Origin of the sequence: Cellulophaga baltica 18 (genome assembly GCF_000468615.2) — a bacterium.
Taxonomy (GTDB): domain Bacteria; phylum Bacteroidota; class Bacteroidia; order Flavobacteriales; family Flavobacteriaceae; genus Cellulophaga; species Cellulophaga baltica.
The window spans coordinates 1,468,774-1,486,424 of sequence record NZ_CP009976.1; the positions used below are offsets into that span (position 1 = coordinate 1,468,774).

Sequence of the window (17,651 nt, forward strand, 5' to 3'; positions counted from 1 at the left end):
TACGTTAGTATAAATAAGGAGTAATAATATTAAAAATATATATCATGAAAACATTCACATTTTTTTTAGCACTGTTCTTAACAGTTGCCATATCTGCACAAGAAACTAAGCCAACTTTTACAAAGGATGGTAACAAAGTAATTGCTACGTATTTTCATGATAATGGAGAAATAGCACAAACTGGAGAATTTCTAAAAGGTAAATTACATGGGGATTGGACGATGTTTGACGAAGCTGGTGAGAAAGTTGCTAGTGGAGAATATTTAAATGGTAGAAAAACAGGTACTTGGTTCTTCTGGAAAGGTGAAGAATTACAACAAGTAGATTTTGAAGATAGTAGAATAGTTGGTGTTACTAAATTAGACTCAAAAGGAGCTGTAGTGAGTAACAAATAGTACTATTTAAGATATAGTAAAAGCCCTGATAATTTTTATCAGGGCTTTTTTTTGTTTCTAGATATACCTCCTTGTTTTTTATTAAAACTACGTATGCCATAGTAATCTTCCATCCCCTTTTAGGGCTAGTCATGTATGCTATCTTGTGAATCTAAGGATAGTAGTGTCAAAAGAAGAGTTATTCGTTACAAGGAACTTACTGCTTTAATGGCGTACAGTTATAAATAACTAGGATGTAAAACAAAACACTCCCTTAAAAGCGCAGCTTTTAAGGGAGTGTTTTGTTCAATTAGTTAAGTGTATGCTACGATACGTTTTCTTCTAAAGCTGGTGTTTCTGAGTCACTAGAGAACTTAGTGTGCAACCACATCTTTAATTTCATAACGAGAAAGAATAGTACGGGTACTAAAATTAAGGTTAAGAAAGTGGCTATTAATAAACCATAAATAACGGTCCACGCTAAAGGTCCCCAAAAGATAACATTATCACCCCCCATGTATATGTTTGGATTAAAATCTGCAAACAAGGTAAAGAAGTTAATGTTTAAACCTATTGCTAAAGGAATTAAACCAAGAATGGTCGTTATTGCGGTTAGTAATACAGGTCTTAAACGTGCTTTACCAGCTTTTACAATACTTTCATAAAGGTCTTCAGTCTCTAAATAATCAGCATCTTCTAAATCTAAATCGTTCTTTTTACGATCAATTAACAGCTGCGCGTAATCTAGCAATACTACTCCGTTATTTACAACAATACCGGCCAATGATATAATACCTACCATGGTCATCATAATAACAAAGGCACTTCCTGTAATTACTATACCCCCAAATACGCCAATGAAGCTTAAAAAGATGGCTAGCATAATGATAGTAGGCTTAGAAATAGAATTAAATTGAAAAATAAGAATAAAGAATATTAATCCTAGTCCTGTAAAAAAGGCGCCCATTAAAAAGGCCATTTGCTTATTTTGTTCTTCAATCTGGCCTGTATAATCAATTTTGATATTGGAAGGCAGCCCTTCATAACTTTTCATTTCGTTTTGAACTTGAGCCACAATAGCACTGGCATCTGTAAATCCAGGAGATAAGGCAGAATAAACAGTTACTACACGTTGAGTAGCCTTATGTTTAATAGCACTAAATCCAGAATTATTAGCTTGCTTTGCAACAGTAGAAAGTGGAACACTTTTCATTTGTCCGGTATTGTCTCTAAACGTAATGTTTTGATTGAATAAAGCGCTCGTATTATAACGGTTTTCTTCATTAAAACGAATATAGATGTCATAATCTTCACCATCTTCTTTGTAAATACCCGCTTTAGAACCAAAAATAGAATTTCGTAATTGTGTACCCACTTGAGCAGCACTAATTCCTAATTCTCCAGCTTTTTCACGATCAATAACCACACGCATGGTGGGCTTGTCTTTATTTACATCAATCTTCAACTCATCAATACCTGCAATGTTTTTAGTATTGATAAACTCTCGCATTTTTTCAGCAGTATTAATTAGCTCATTGTAATCATCACCTTGAATTTCAATGTTTATTGGAGATCCCGCAGGAGGTCCGGCAGCATCTTTCTCAACAGAAATTAAAACACCAGGATAAATTCCTACTAAGGCTTTTTGTACTTTTTGACGCAGCAATTCACTATCTTCTCCCTTACGAAATTTATATTCGCGCATAGAGGCTGTAATTTTCCCTTTATGGGGCATTTCTGCAGAAGAACCACCGTCTGTTTGAGGATTTCCAGCACCTTCACCAACCTGAGAAACTGCGCTTTCTACCAAAAAGTTATAATCTCCATCTTTATATTGATTGTCATTGATAACCTTGTACACACGTTCTTCAATTTCTTTGGTAATTGCGTTGGTTTTCTTAATATCAGTACCTTGTGGGTATTCTATATATACAATAATCTGATTGGGCTTATTATCTGGGAAAAATTCTACTTTAGTTCGTTGAGAAGCTAATGAAGCACCGAAAGCAATAAAAGATAAGATCAACAGCACAAAAGTACCTATAGATAATATGTAAGGCATTTTATTGGAAAGGGCACCGCGTAATTGGCGTTCATACCAATTCTCTAATTTTACTAGTGTTTTATCTTGGAAGGTATTGGCCCACTTACGGATAAACCAACGATACAACCAAAGCATCACGGCGGTAAAAATCATTACAGTTCCTAGTCCACGATAAGCACCGCCCACAAGTAGAATTAAGATACCAACAGCAGCAACGATGCTTGTAACTTTAATGATTTGTTGTAGTGGCATGTCTTTATCTTGAATCGTCATATAGCGCGATACCAATACCGAGTTAAAGAAGATTGCAACAAATAGCGAAGACCCCAATACTACCGATAAAGTTATGGGTAAGATTTTCATAAACTCTCCCATAATTCCGGGCCATAAGCCTAATGGAATAAAGGCAGCTACTGTTGTTGCAGTAGAGATAATTATAGGAAAAGCAATTTCTCCAATTCCTTTTTTAGCAGCTTCTATTCTGCTCATACCTTCGTCTTCCATTAAACGGTAAACGTTTTCTACGACTACAATACCGTTATCTACCAACATACCTAGCCCCATAATAAGACCAAATAATACCATGGTATTTAAACTTTGACCAAGCCAACCTAATATCATTAATGACATGAACATAGACATCGGGATTGCAAAACCTACGAACAGGGCATTTTTAAATCCTAAAAAGAACATTAATACGGTAACTACTAAGATAACCCCGAAAATAATGTTGTTCACCAAATCATCTACTTGACCGATGGTTACAGAAGATTGGTCATTAGTAACCGTTACTTTTAAATCTTGAGGAAATTGATTTTTTATAGCATCATCTACGATAACGCGAATTTGCTCTACAGCAGCAACCATGTTTTTACCAGCACGTTTCTTAACGTCTAACATCACTACAGGCTTACCATATTCACGAGCAAAAGTGGTTTTGTCTTCTTCTTTAAAAGCAACAGTGGCAACATCTTTTAAATATATAGGGTTTCCACTTTCCGCTTTAACAACAAAGTTTTCTAATTCATTAGGGTTTTCAATTTCACCTAAAATTCTAATGGTACGTCTTTGACCGCTTGCAATTAAATTACCAGCAGCCATCGTAACGTTTCCGTTATTAATAGCACCAATTATATCATTAAAAGTAACCTCGGCAGCCATCATTTTATAGATATCTACAGCTACTTCTACTTCTTTTTCTTGAGCTCCTCGAATGTCTACCTTTTTTATTTCTAAAAGATTTTCTATTTCGTCTTGTAAAAACTCGCCATATTCTTTTAATTTTTCAATTGGATAATCACCCGTAATATTGATATTTAGAATAGGCATTTCTTCAGATAAACTAAGCTCAAAAACATCTGGTTCTACTTTGGCACCATTAAACGTCGGCCAGTCTTCACTAGAAGTTTCTGTATCTATTTCATCTTTAACCTTTTGTTTTGCTTGCTCTACAGTGATGTTTTCGTCAAACTCAACAATGACCATCCCGTAATCTTCTTGGGAGGTAGAAGTTATTTCTACAACATTACTTACCGTTTTAAGTTTATCCTCTAAAGGATCTATAATAAGTTTCTCTATATCTTCAGCGGTATTTCCAGGGAACACAGAGCTGATGTATATTTTAGTTTCATTCACCTCTGGAAAATTCTCTCTAGGCATGCTAAAAAATGCAGCAATACCTAAGTAGAAAATTACAGCAATAAGTACATACATGGTTGTCTTATTGTTAATGGCCCAAGAGGATAATCCAAACTCTTTTTCGACTTGTTTTTTCTTTTTAGTCATTCGTTTTTTGGTTTAAAGATTAATTACTTTAACAGTTTGGCCATCTTCAACACTACGCGCACCTTCTTTGATTATTTCAGCACCATTTTCTAAACCTTCTAACACCTCAATAACATCACCTTGAGTTTTACCTGTTTTTATAATGATTTTTTTGGCAACCCCTTCTTCATTCGCTTTTTTATCACTTACTAAATACACATACTGTTCTCCGTCTGCATTTTCAGAAATAATACTTTGAGGAATTAATACGGCATTTTCATTTGTATAATCATTAATTTTTAGACGAGCTGTTAAATTAGGTTTTACGCCAGATTCTTTTGATGGAATACCAACCTCTACTTTAAACGTTCTATTAGATGGATTAATGAAATCTCCTGCTTGTCTAATTTTAGTGCTAATTGTTTTTCCAAGAATAGGAAACTCTACTTCTACGCTTTTGCCTTTTGAAACATTGGTGATGTAATTTTCAGGTACATCTGTTTCAATATACATATGGTCTAAATTAACAATACGCATTATTTGAGATTGCCCTGCAGCTACAACACTACCTTGCTCGGTAATAACATCATCAATAGTACCAGAAAAAGGAGCTCTAATAACTGTTTTAGCGATTTGTTGTTGTAATTGCGCTACTGCTCTAGATTGAGCTTCGTAAGTAGATTTTGCTTGTAGGTACTGAATTTCACTTCCTATTTGCTGATCCCATAAACGTTTTTGACGCTCAAAAGTAGTTTTAGCTAATTCTGCTTGAATTTCTAACTGGGCAACTTGCTGACTTAAGCCACCATCATCAATTTTTCCTAAGATTTGACCTTTGCGGACATTTTGACCTTCCTTAACGTATATGTTAGTTAGAATGCCGTTATATTCAGGAGTAATTACTAAAAGGTCTTTCGTAGTTACATTTCCTTGTAATTCTAAATAGTGATTAAATACTTCGTTTTTAGCAGTAATGGTGGTAATTAAAGGAACCTTTTTAACCGTATCATATTGCGTTAAAGCTTCATCTAGCTGTTTAATTTTATCATGAATTGTTTGTTGCTCTCCAACCAATTCAGCACGTTTAGTTCTAATTTCTTCAGGGTTTGTAGTTGCGATAACATCTTCAACTGACTTCTTTTTATCTCCACCACATGCTACAAGTAGGAAGGCGGCTGCGCTTGCAATTAATAATTTTTTCATTGTATATTTTTTCTAGTTGATTGTTTTATTGTAATGGGCTTAATTGTTAAGAACTACCTCTAGTTCTGTCTTGGTATTAATAACATCTACCATAGATTGTAGATAAGTGTTTTGAGCATCATATAGTTGTAGTTGTGCTTGTCTTAGCTCAAAACTACTGGCAATACCTTCAGAATATTTAATCTGATTTTTGTTTTCGATGCGTTCTGCAAGGGCTAAGTTTTCTTTATATGTTGCATATTGTTCAATAGCTAAAATATAATCACTTTGTGCTTTTTTGAGCTGAAGTTTTATTTGCTGTTCGGCCTCTGTTAATTGTGTTTTTGATTTCTCTAAAGCAATTTTAGCACGCTGCGTACTTGCACTTCTTTTTAGGGAGCTAAAAATAGGAATGTTTAAGTCTACTCCAACAACGGAATAATCAAACCATTCTGTTTCGTCTTTGAAAAAATTAAATTGATCACTATAGGAAGAACTACCGTAGTTTATAAAAGCATTTAAGGTTGGTAATGCTTTACTGCGTTGTAACTTTAACTCTAGAGCACGTTGCTCGTTTAGATTTAAGGCCATTTTGTAGTCTACATTGTTATTGAGATTAAACGAGGTGTCTGCAAAGGCTAAATCTGTTTCTTGTTGCGCCAAATCATCTAAATTGTCAGACAATAACGTATGGCTGTCTGTTGCAATACCCATCGTTAAGTTTAACATTTGAAGCGTAATAATTTTTAAACGTTCGGCATTTTTGAGCTGATTTTCAACAGAAGATAAGGTGATCTGTAACTGTTCAACACTTTCTTCATCTCCTAATCCATTTTCATAAATCTTCTTTGTTTCAAAAAGATTCTTCTCTAAAGTAGCAATGTTGTTTTCTAAAATTTTAACACTCTCTTCTGCTAATAGTACATTACCATAAGCTTGTACTACGGCTTTTTTAACCTCTAATTTGGTTTTCTCTTGATTGTTTTTACTATAAGCAATAAAGGTTTTTGTAGCCTGAACCCCAACGATATACGAGCCGTCAAAAATTTGTTGGCTAAGGGTAGCGGTTGCTGTTAAACTTTGAGGTTCGCTAAAAATTACAGGGGCAAAAGTACCTTCTTCTCCTCCAAAAAATTCTGCCGGAATCAGAGATATTGGTTGCTTCAATTGGTTCTGATAACTAACGGCTCCATTAATTTGCGGTAAGCCAGCAGCAATGGTTTCCCATTTTTGTTTTTTGGCATCAGCGATATCTCTATTGGCATTAATAGCGCTATAGTTATTCTCTAGAGCAAAATTAATAGCCTCATCTAGCGTAAAGCTATTTTTAGTTTCCTGCGCCATGCCTATAGAAAGGTATAGTAAGGCTAGGAAGGTTAAGAAATGATTTTTCATACGTTGATTGTTATTGGGTTTTCTACTATTGTTTGTTTTATTCTTGATTTGAATTAATAAGTTCATTTAAAACTTTTCTTCCCTCCGGAGTTACAATTCCTCTAAGGTGATATTCTAAATATTCATCTTGTAGTTTATTAACAGGAAATAAATCTGGCGGAAATAAGCTAAAATCTTTTATACTAGTTACTCCGGTGAAATATATTCTAGAGACAAATTCGATATTTAGATTAGGTCTGTAAATACCCAGGTCTATACCTTTCTTGATATTGTTAATGACGCATGATCGCATCGCGTCATATTGCTTAGATCTTAGTGAAGCATATATTTTAGGGTAATATTTTTGTAATTGGTACTGAGGAGAAGATTTTTCGTCCTTTAGGTGCTGCATCACAAACTTCTTAATTTCTAAAAGCTCTTCAATAGGGTTTTTTTGTAACGTACAAATAGCATCAATACCTGTTGATATGAAGCAAAATAATTGCAGTGTACACTCTTCTACTAATTTGGTTTTATTTTCATAATGAGCATATATGGTTTTTTTAGAGATACCCATTTCATGGGCTAAATCGTCCATAGTAACGCTTTTGAACCCTAGGGTCAAAAACATTTCAGTTGCTTTATCTAAAACTTTTTCTTTCATAATTGGTTGCAAATGTAATTCGGAAACTTTAAAAACAAAAAAAGTTTCCAAAGTATTTACGATAATTTAACATTTGATTTATGGTAAGCTTCCTTTAAGAAACACTTTTGTACTATTTGGAAGGTTTAATGTATTTTTGATAAAAAATTGCCAGATGCAACGCATAGAAGATTACCGTAAAGAATTTATAGCTTACTTAGAAGCGCATACCAAACTTGAAGAGCCTATTAATTTATATGAACCTATCAATTATATTTTAGCGTTAGGAGGGAAGCGTTTGAGACCTATTTTAACGTTAATGACTGCTGATATTTTTGGTTCAGATTATAAAAAAGCATTAGATGCTGCCTTGGCTGTTGAGGTTTTTCACAATTTTTCACTGGTGCATGATGATATTATGGATGATGCTCCCTTGCGAAGAGGAAAAGCTACCGTTCATGAGAAATGGGATATCAATACCGGGATACTTTCAGGAGATGCCATGTTGATTAATGCCTATCAGCTTTTTGAAAATTACGAAGGAGAGGTATTTAGAAGTCTAGCGAAACTATTTAGTAAAACAGCTATTGAGGTTTGTGAAGGGCAACAATATGATGTGGATTTTGAAACTAGAGATGACGTTACAATTCCGGAGTATTTGAAAATGATTGAGTACAAAACGGCAGTTCTGGTAGGAGCAGCTATGAAAATGGGAGCCATTATCGCGAATGCTTCTTTAGAGGGTCAAAATAGTATTTATGAATTTGGAAGAAATTTAGGGATTGCATTTCAGCTACAAGATGATTATTTAGATGCCTTTGGAGATCCAAAAACATTTGGAAAACAAGTAGGAGGAGACATTATAGAGAATAAAAAGACTTTTTTATATTTAAAAGCAATAGAGCATTCTGCTCCAGAACAAGTAAAAGAATTAGAGCATTTATTTTCAATACAACCTGCAGATGCTACCGAAAAAATTGAAACAGTAAAAAGTATTTTTATAGACAGCGGTGCTGCAGAACGTACTCAAGAAGAAATAGCTATCTATACTGAAAAGGCTTTTGTGGTGTTGACCAAATTAGAGATTTCTGAAGAAAAGAAATTGCTTCTTAAGAAATTTGGAGAAAGTTTAATGCAACGAAAGGTATAATTAAAAGATACGACGTAGCAAGGCTTTAATAAATGGCATAGGAGAAAGTGCGGAAATAAATTTTACATCCTCTAAAAGGTTTGTTTCTTCATCTAAAAACTTGAAGATGAGTTGTGGTTTTCTATTCTTAAAGAGCGCCTCAAAGATAGACTGACCAAGATCATTTCTGCGGTGTAGAATATCTAGCAGTAAAAGGTCATAAAACCAAAATTTATCTCTTCTTCCAAAATTTTGAAGTGGCTTTTGATCTTTCAAATGTTGGATTAATAAGGTTACTTTTTTCTGTGTGCTTTTAAAAGTGTAGCCGGTACTCGCTTTTGTCCATCCGCCAGCGGTACCAATGAATATTTGTTTCGAAGTATTTTTGCTTGTAAAATTATAAGAAGTCATAGGGATACTGCCCTGTTCTTTTTCTACAATTTCATAGTTATTTACTCCAATTTTCTGGGAGATGTATTTTTTTATTGCCTCTTCATATTCAGATGCCTTTAATAAGTGCTCAGAAAATAAAGTGTATTCAATTAACGCTTCATGTGCTGTGGTTGGTAACAGATACATAAAACGCGTATTTCCTCTTTGAGGAATTGAGAAGTCCATAAATGTAGCCACTTTAGGATCAAATACAGGCTGCTCTGTTTTAATAAACCAACCAATAAAATGCTGTTGTAAAACAGGATATTTTTGCTGCTGTAAAGCTTCTTTATAATCAAAGATACTATTGAATAGGGTAGCGGCTATAAAAGTGTTATTTGCAGTCTTTACCGTATTAACGGTGGCAGTATTAATTACAGATATCACCTCTTCGTTTAAAAAAGTAATGTTCGGATATTCATCCAACTTTTTGAACATATAGGCGTAAAAATCTAACCCTTGAATCATTTTATACTCATAGGGCGCAATCGGATATCTTTGATCAATCTGCTGTCCAGCAAATTGTATTGAGCTCCATTTTTTATGTAGAATATCATCAAAATCTCCTTCACCTTTTTCCCAAAAACACCATGTTCTATCATTAGTTTGCTTAGCATTTTTATCGAGAAGTAAAATAGACTTTTTAGAAAAAAAAGAATCCTTACCCATAGCATTCGCTAACGATAAACCAGCTGCTCCTGCACCAATGATTATGTAATCAAAAGAATTCATTAGTCTATTAAATAGGGTATCTGGTAACTTTTAATGATTGGAATATTTACAGTCTCTTTTACTTTTTCTGTTTTTGCTACCAAAGCTATTATTTCAATAGCTATATGTATTCCATAAATATTATCAGGGTTTCTGATGCCTAAGTAGCTTTTATCTGTTGTAGATACTTTTACAATACCAGACTTGAAATTTTCACGAGTACCTTCTAAATTAGATTTGAAATCTTCTTTTTCTTTAAATAATTCGGCATCTTTATCAGAATTTATCACATAGATATCGCAAATATTAGCTCCAGGAGGAGGATTTAAATTGCTTACTGCACTCTGTATTTCATTATCTTCTTTGATAAACTTTGTAAGTTGTGATGCAAAATTAAATGATGACAAGGTGTTTTTTATGTCATTTTCTTCTCTTGAGGCGCTAAATACATAATACCATTCTACCGTGTTTTTTGGTAAACTTACGGGCATAATAATTCTATTTTTACCACCTTTTAATAATGCGTTGGAGGTGCTATTCAAATAAAACTTCTCATTTTGAATAGAAACAGATTCTAGTTTTTTCTTATCTACCAAACGCTCTGTAGGAAAACCGTAGGTAGTATCTTTTTTTACTTTATAGCCTATTTGTGGTTTCTTTTTCCGCGAGGATACTATTTCATAGTTAAGCTGATAATCACTAAGCTTAGAATTATTATTTCTAAGAACTAACTTATAAATACCGTTGTTAGAAATTGTAATGGTTTGCGAGAAGGTTTTCTCGCCCTCTACCTTTACTAATAATTTGCTCGGGTATTGGTATAGTAGAAAATTGTTCTTTTTTGCTTTTTTACTCTTAGGTGTTATACTTATAGTAACCACATCATTCTCATAAGCGGGAATCAAGATTTCTTTTTCTTCATCTGGACCTATAGCTACAATTTCGCTATTAGAGGTTTGTGCCTGGGTGCTAAAAACAATCAAAAAGATAATTAGGTAAAATGTAGGTTTCATTATTAGCTATTTTTTTCAAAGATACCAATTTAAATTATCCGTAATAAAGTAACAATACGCTAGCTTTTATTAATCTATTCCATAGCGTAGGCCAAGAAATCCTCTGATACCTTGATTGGGTCCATAAACATAGGTGGGATCAAAAGTTAATGCGTATGGATTATCAGGTGTTGCCATGGCATTTCCGTTAGGATCAAAAGTTACATTTTTATCAAAAGGATCTTCTGCTCGCGCTATAATAAAAGGATTTCCTTTGTTGGGTGTCCAATTCAATAAATTTTTCAATCCGCCATAGATTTCAAATTTATCTATTCCTTTATAGGTGAGTTGTACGTTTTGTATGCTCCATGTTGGAGAATATTCATTTCGCGGATCTAAATTACCTAAAAGCGGTAAGCGCATGGGACCATAAATAGTTCCTGTATAATCAATGCTTAATTTACTTTTAGGTATAGTGTATGATATATTCCAGGTACCAGAATATTTCTCCGTAAGAATTTGTGGTGTCTTAATGCCGTTTTCTGTAGTAGTTACCTCTTGTAATGTAGCTCCTAATAGTACTTTAATTCCATTTGGGAAGGCTATATCAATATTTCCGCTTATACCTTGTGCAATAGATTTGCCTTCTAAATTATCATAGATAATTTGATTGGGGTTGGTATCATAATCAGGTAGTATGGCATTGCTAAAGTTGGTATAAAATACAGATAAATCTAAGCCGAGAAATAACCCGCTGGTACTATATATTTTTTTTAGGTAATTAAGGTTGATATTAAAAGATTGCTCTGGTTTAAGAGCTTCTTCTATAATAACATCTCTAGATCCTGTAAGTGCGGCATGTTCTTCTGTGAATATATTAACCACACGGAACCCTGTTCCGGCGTTTAAACGTAAGATATCATTGTCGGTCATTTTCCAGCGGTATGCCACTCTTGGGGTAAAAATTGCACCATGGCGTTTATCATAGTCATAGCGAAGCCCTAAGAGTAGGGATTGTTGCCTTGTAAAAGCTATCTCATCTTGAGCAAATACACTAGGGATTACAACTTCATCTGGCTTGTTTTTATCTAACTCTGCGGTAGCAGTAGTATTGTCATCATAATAGTTATATCGTAAAGACGTTCCTATTAAAATATCATGCTTGTTTTTACTTAGATCCCAAGTTAATTGAGAAAAACCAATACGCTGTTTTGCTAAATAAGCAACATCTCCATAGACAGAATTTTGATCATGATCTGTATAGGAAAAAGAAAACATCATTTTTTCTTTTATGGGAAGCTCATATTTTCCTAATACTTCAAATCTTCGCGTGTAGATGCTTTCCCCATATATTTCATTTCCACCACGATATTCTGGAGTCCATTGTAACTCTCCGCCCCATCTGTCTTCGTAGAAAAATCGTCCGGCAAGTGATAAAACCCGATTTTCATCTCGTTGAAAATTCCACTTTTGGAATACGGAAATTCGATCTTGTAACGTTAGATCTGTAAAATTATCCCCATTATTATCGATCTTGGAATTAAAATTAAAGTAGTTGATGCCAAGTAAAACGTTTGTTTTTTTACCGATGTTAATTTTACCGCCAGCGTCTAAATTATATTCACCCCAACTAGTTGTAAAACCATCCATAGAAAATATTGGTGCTTGTCGAGTGTTTTTTGTAATGATGTTTATAAGACCTCCAACGGCTTCACTCCCGTATAAACTGGAGGCAGGACCTTTTATAATTTCAATCTGTTCTATTAAGGAGTTAGGAATCCCAGATAAACCATAAACCGTACTTAGACCACTAACAATGGGCATTCCGTCTATTAGAACCAGAGTATAGGGCCCTTCAAGACCATTAATATGTATGTCGCCCGTGTTGCATACATTACAATTTATTTGTGGTCGTACTCCGTTTACATTTTGTAATGCTTCAAAAATACTGGCTGTAGGGTTTTGTTTTAGAAAAGTGGGACTGTATACTTCTACGGGTACTGGACTGTCTGACCTGCTGACAGCTTTTAAAGTTCCTGTGACTACCATTTCTTCTAATTGCTCAGAGTGGCTTATTAGATTTATGACTATAGTACTGTTTTCTGTTAGTGTAACATTTTGTATCGCTGAGGTATAGCCTATGGCAGAAACTTTAAAGACGTATGATCCTGGAGTAAGATCAAAGGAAAACTTTCCGTCCGCATCAGAGGATGTTCCCAGGGTAGTGCCTGCAATTAAAATAGTAGCAAATGGCACTGGTGTTTTTTGATCTAGAATTACCCCTGATATTTTGGCGGTTTGACTTATTGCGGCAGATGATAGTATCAAACAAATAGCAATTAATAGGTTTTTTGGTGCTGTCATTTATGTATTTATTGTAGACTAATTTAATTTTTAGACAAATCTAAAAATATATTTACAATTACAAAAATTATTTTGATGTGTGAAATAAAAATGTACTTTTGGGTAAATTTTGTTGATGACACATTCTGAAGAAGATTATTTAAAAGCGATTTATCATTTGGGAGGTACGGAGAACGAAACAGTATCTACAAATGCCATAGCGGAACAGATGGATACAAAACCTTCTTCCGTAACAGATATGATTCGTAAACTTTCAGAAAAAGAATATGTTTCTTATAAGAAATATCAAGGGGTGAGTTTAACCGATGATGGGAAGGAAAAAGCTTTGTCTATCGTTAGGAAGCATCGCTTGTGGGAGGTTTTTTTAGTCGATAAGTTAGATTTTTCTTGGGATGAGGTGCATGAAATCGCAGAACAATTGGAGCATATTAAAAGCGAAAAATTAATAGACAGTTTAGATAAACATCTAAATTACCCCAAGTTTGATCCGCACGGAGATCCTATTCCTTCAAAAAACGGGGAATTAATGAAAACCACTAAGCGATTGCTTAATGAAGTGGAATTAAAACAAACAGGCATTTGTGTGGGTGTTAAAGATTCTTCGGCTCCTTTCTTAAAATTTTTAGACAAACATGGTATTGCTTTAGGCGATAAAATTACGGTGCTTGATAAAGAAGATTTTGATGGCTCATTACAAATCAATATCAATGATAGGTCTATTTTGATCTCGCACCTAATTGCTTCTAATTTATATGTAAAATGCGATTAGAGGTACATACGTATTCCATAATTATTTAGATATTCTCAAATTTGGCAAGGCTATTGTTTATCAGAAGTATATAGTATAAGAAATCAACCCTATGAAAAAAATTTTATTTGCACTTTTCTTTTTACCTATGGCGATGTGGTCACAACATACTTTAAAGGTACATGTTGAAAATGTAACAAATTCTAACGGACATATTAGAATAGCTATGTATAATTCATCTGATGGTTTTCTGGCTTTTGATAAAGTATATGCATCTAAAACAGGAGCTGCTGTAAAGGGGAAAACTACTATTGTTATAGGTGGAATTTTAGAAGGTACTTATGCTTTGGCCGTTTTTCATGATGAGAATTCTAATGAGAAATTAGACACTAATTTTTTAGGAATTCCTAAAGAACATGTTGGTTTTTCAAATTCTAAAATGAAAACCTTCGGTCCGCCTAGCTTTGAGGATTGTTCCTTTGTAATACAAGAAGATAAAGAAATAAAGGTAACTATTAAATAAAAAAGGGATGCTTATTAGCATCCCTTTTTTAATATGAATTTAAAGGAATTACTTTCCTTTGAAAATTCTTACTTCTTTACCTTTACTGTAATAAATATTATCAGAAACATAATCTAATTCATAGATTGGCTTATTGTTTTCTAAGATGATTTTAACGACTTATTCTGCTAGCTAGTTAATTCATATTAAACGCTATTTATTTTTTTAAAGAGTACATGGTTGGTAGGGATTCGGATTCTACCGTATTTGCTATCTTCGTTGAAAAATTGACACGATGATTGTTTTTACACAAGTGATAGGTGCGCTCTATGGAATGCTTGCAGTAGTATTTGGTGCCTTTGGTGCGCATGCCCTTAAAAAAATATTTACAGAAGAGCAATTGAAGAGTTTTGAAACTGGCGTTAAATATCAAATGTATCACGCCATTGTTTTACTTGTAATTGGGTATAATTTTGATTTTTCTAGTAGTTTAGAACCTTATATTGTCTACTGCTTTAGTATTGGAACTTTGCTATTTTCTTTCAGTATATATGGCCTCTGCCTAAGTGCTGCGAAGAATAAAAAGATAAAAATGCTGGGGCCTATTACACCTCTTGGGGGTTTATTTTTGGTTATAGGCTGGGGATTGCTTCTTTTTTCATACCTTGATTAAACCTTGCGTTTAAAAAACAAAACGGTAGGTTGCTTTTAATAGAAAAATATTCTTAGGCTGTAAGTCTCCGAAAAGATTTTTATCTAAAGTAGCAAATAAGCCATCATTAGGGTTTCCGCCACTAGATAAATCTTGTGACCATACTAAAAATATTTCTGAGCCAGACTTATACTCCCAACGTACCACGAGGTTGGATCTAAATTGGGTAAAAGAAAAGTCTGGATTATCAAAGCTGTAATCCGATGAGCCATCTATATCTTCATCAATACTATAGCGACTATCGCTAAATGAAACTTGATTTGGAGTGTACGATGTTATTCTATCTTCAAAATTTTTGGCTAATGGATTTGCGATTTCTTTAAAATTAGAATACACACCATTTGAGACAAAAGGCTGGCCCCAATACTGTATAGATAAATTAGGATTTATCGTATAGTTTATACGTAAAGACATGCTTATAGTTTCTTGATCTACGGTGCCGTTTATATATTTTGTTCCGCCGTTGTACGCTATATTATCTACAAATTGCAATTGGTCTTTATTGGTGCCGTAACTAGGGTAAGCAGAGATACTCAAAGCATTTATGGGTTGGTACCGAACGCCAAATTCAATCTCATAATTTTTATACGAGTTGTCTACGCCTTTTGTACCTGATTGAAAAATGCTTAATTGTAATTTTTTTCTGCCATCAGATTCTATCCCATTGGCATAGCTGATTTCAGAGGACTTTCGTAACCTTGGTCCGCCTCTTAAAGCAAAATTATCATATTGCGTAGGAGCATAATTGAAGCTTACGTTTGAGAACCAATTGTTTTTCCAATTTTGCCAGCTATTGGTGTTAAAGCGCAAGTTGTTGTGGTTGCCGCCAAAATCCCAAACACTCCAATGGTTATAGTTAATACCTACTCTTCTAAAAGTGTTGTCTGGTTTTAATGTTTGGTATCCTACCCAAGTATAATGTCTTAAATCATCTGCTTGCCTTTGAAACCCCACATCATTAAGTTCCAATTCTGGAGAACGCCATGTAGCGCCAGTCTCAAATTTCCAATGACCATTACCAACTTTTCCTAATTGCATATTACCGCCCGTTCCGGTTAGTGACGTTGCATTTTCATCTATATTTAAATAACTGGTAGATGCTCTTTGAAACAAGTGGGTAATAGATTGCTGGGTTCTTGTTATTGCTTCTGTACTACCCGAGACGTGGCTAAAAAGTAAATTGCCTCCTAGGTACCAATCTCTATCATTCCATTGGTGTTTAAAATCAAAGCCACCGGTGTACGCTGCTTCGTGTAAGAAATTTAAATTATCGGGTAGGTTGTTTCTATTTGTTGCAGTAAACATACCGCCAACAAAAGTATTTCTGTTATTAAAATCTTTCTGTAACCGCCCAATAAAATAATTAGTCAGTGGTTCTACAAGTTCTTTTCTCTGAGCTCCGTTGTTATCAATAACCGCATATTTTTTAGCAGTAACACTCTCCAGAACACCAATAGACCATCCATTTTTAGTTTTTCCGCTGAACTTAGCGGCACCAATAATTTCGGTATTTTCAGGATGATTTACAAATTCTCCATCGGTTGTATTGGGGTAGCCTTGTGGACTTCTTCCTATTCGTCTTGAGTAAAAAACATTATCAGAGCCAAACGTATTTCCTGCTTCTGAACGCGACACTCGGTAGTCAAAAATATTCTTGTTTTCTACAAAGAAGGGGCGTTGTTCTTCAAAGAAAATTTGAAAACCATCTAAAGAAATAGCCGAAGGATCTGCCTCTACTTGCCCGAAATCGGGATTAATAGTGAGGTCTAAGGTTAGATCATTTGTGATTCCAATTTTTGCATCTACACCTCCTGTAAATTTGGTGTCATTTCCTTTTTTAAACGGGTTTCCAGGTTCCGCCTCATAGGTCTCAAATTTGGCAATTGTATACGGTTGTATTTCTAACTGTTTTTGTGGTTCGATATTTATTAATCCTTTTAAAACACCAAATTCACTTGTCCAACCAGGGGTGTCTTGTGGTACTCTTTGCCATATAGAGCGTTCTTCTTCTCTAAATAATTTTCGCATTAATTGTAACCCCCACTCTTGTTCCTGAGATTTGCCAAATTTTAATTGGCTCAGCGGGATTTTCATTTCAGCAGACCAGCCTTCAGTATCAATACTGGTTTTTGTATACCAAATAGGATTCCAGCTTTCATCAGAATCATTTCCATTATTTGTAGAAAACTCGTCTCCTTTTACTCCCGCGGCTGTGACTATGAAATTAAATGATGTTCGTTTATCACTATAACTATCAAAGAATATACCTACCCAGTCTCCTTCAAAGCCATCTCTACGGGAAAGTCTCTTAACAATTTTTTCAGGAGTAGCATCTATACATCGGATAGCTACATATATGTAATTTTTGTCATAGACAATTTTAAATTTAGTCTGATGGTCTGGTGCCGTATTTTCATTGGGCTGCTGTTCAATAAAGTCACTATCCCAGTCCACGGTATTCCATGCTTCCTCATCAATAATGCCATCTATATATAGACCGTTTTCAGAGGTCAAGGCTTTTGTGGTATATATCCGTTTAGGGATTACCGTGGTAGAATCTTGCGCATGCACATACAGTTGCGCGCTAACGATTAGAAAAATACTGGTGATGGTGGCTTTCATGATTGATGATTATGTATGAAAGACTTATCGTATTTTTAATCGTTACAGCAATGTATTT

13 protein-coding genes are annotated in these 17,651 nt (G+C 34.4%); 5 read left to right on the forward strand and 8 right to left on the reverse strand.

The annotated features are described in order from the left end of the window. The first annotated feature begins 44 nt into the window (after nucleotides 1-44). The gene (locus M666_RS06205; RefSeq protein ID WP_024482127.1) at nucleotides 45-395 is read left to right on the forward strand and encodes a toxin-antitoxin system YwqK family antitoxin; all 351 of its coding nucleotides are present in this window, start codon (nucleotides 45-47) and stop codon (nucleotides 393-395) included. Between the two features lie 304 nt (nucleotides 396-699). Here M666_RS06205 and M666_RS06210 read toward each other — a convergent pair whose 3' ends face one another. From M666_RS06210 to M666_RS06225, 4 genes are read right to left on the reverse strand one after another with little or no spacing between them, the layout of a single operon-like run. Beyond that, nucleotides 700-4,203 carry an efflux RND transporter permease subunit gene (locus tag M666_RS06210; protein ID WP_029447332.1) on the reverse strand — a complete coding sequence of 1,168 codons (3,504 nt, stop codon included), beginning with the start codon at nucleotides 4,201-4,203 and terminating at the stop codon, nucleotides 700-702. 12 nt (nucleotides 4,204-4,215) lie between these two features. Then, nucleotides 4,216-5,385, reverse strand: a complete 1,170-nt coding sequence (locus M666_RS06215) for an efflux RND transporter periplasmic adaptor subunit (protein WP_029447331.1) — start codon at nucleotides 5,383-5,385, stop codon at nucleotides 4,216-4,218. Between the two features lie 39 nt (nucleotides 5,386-5,424). Continuing rightward, the gene (locus M666_RS06220) at nucleotides 5,425-6,759 is read right to left on the reverse strand and encodes a TolC family protein (protein WP_029447330.1); all 1,335 of its coding nucleotides are present in this window, start codon (nucleotides 6,757-6,759) and stop codon (nucleotides 5,425-5,427) included. 37 nt (nucleotides 6,760-6,796) lie between these two features. Next, on the reverse strand, nucleotides 6,797-7,402 hold the full coding sequence (locus M666_RS06225; RefSeq protein ID WP_024482123.1) for a TetR/AcrR family transcriptional regulator: 606 nt from the start codon (nucleotides 7,400-7,402) through the stop codon (nucleotides 6,797-6,799). 154 nt (nucleotides 7,403-7,556) lie between these two features. On the opposite strand from M666_RS06225, the gene M666_RS06230 reads away from it, so the two are divergent. After that, nucleotides 7,557-8,531 carry a polyprenyl synthetase family protein gene (locus M666_RS06230; RefSeq protein ID WP_024482122.1) on the forward strand — a complete coding sequence of 325 codons (975 nt, stop codon included), beginning with the start codon at nucleotides 7,557-7,559 and terminating at the stop codon, nucleotides 8,529-8,531. On the opposite strand, the gene M666_RS06235 is transcribed toward M666_RS06230, so the two are convergent. From M666_RS06235 to M666_RS06245, 3 genes are all read right to left on the reverse strand, one after another. Beyond that, nucleotides 8,532-9,674, reverse strand: a complete 1,143-nt coding sequence (locus tag M666_RS06235) for a lycopene cyclase family protein (RefSeq protein ID WP_029447329.1) — start codon at nucleotides 9,672-9,674, stop codon at nucleotides 8,532-8,534. Next, on the reverse strand, nucleotides 9,674-10,666 hold the full coding sequence (locus M666_RS06240) for a hypothetical protein (RefSeq protein WP_029447328.1): 993 nt from the start codon (nucleotides 10,664-10,666) through the stop codon (nucleotides 9,674-9,676). The genes M666_RS06235 and M666_RS06240 overlap by 1 nt, the downstream gene beginning before the upstream one ends. 69 nt (nucleotides 10,667-10,735) lie before the next feature. After that, a complete protein-coding gene (locus M666_RS06245) occupies nucleotides 10,736-13,009 on the reverse strand; it encodes a TonB-dependent receptor (protein ID WP_029447327.1) in 2,274 nt (757 codons plus the stop codon). A 115-nt stretch (nucleotides 13,010-13,124) separates the two neighbouring features. Here M666_RS06245 and M666_RS06250 point away from each other — a divergent pair, with 115 nt between their 5' ends. From M666_RS06250 to M666_RS06260, 3 genes are all read left to right on the forward strand, one after another. Beyond that, nucleotides 13,125-13,778: a metal-dependent transcriptional regulator gene (locus tag M666_RS06250; RefSeq protein ID WP_025616114.1), complete on the forward strand. Its 654-nt coding sequence runs from the start codon at nucleotides 13,125-13,127 to the stop codon at nucleotides 13,776-13,778. Between the two features lie 91 nt (nucleotides 13,779-13,869). After that, on the forward strand, nucleotides 13,870-14,280 hold the full coding sequence (locus M666_RS06255; protein ID WP_029447326.1) for a DUF2141 domain-containing protein: 411 nt from the start codon (nucleotides 13,870-13,872) through the stop codon (nucleotides 14,278-14,280). Nucleotides 14,281-14,554: 274 nt separating this feature from the next. Beyond that, nucleotides 14,555-14,932, forward strand: a complete 378-nt coding sequence (locus tag M666_RS06260; protein ID WP_029447325.1) for a DUF423 domain-containing protein — start codon at nucleotides 14,555-14,557, stop codon at nucleotides 14,930-14,932. Between the two features lie 9 nt (nucleotides 14,933-14,941). Here M666_RS06260 and M666_RS06265 read toward each other — a convergent pair whose 3' ends face one another. Next, a complete protein-coding gene (locus tag M666_RS06265) occupies nucleotides 14,942-17,593 on the reverse strand; it encodes a DUF5916 domain-containing protein (RefSeq protein WP_029447324.1) in 2,652 nt (883 codons plus the stop codon). Nucleotides 17,594-17,651 lie beyond the last annotated feature (58 nt).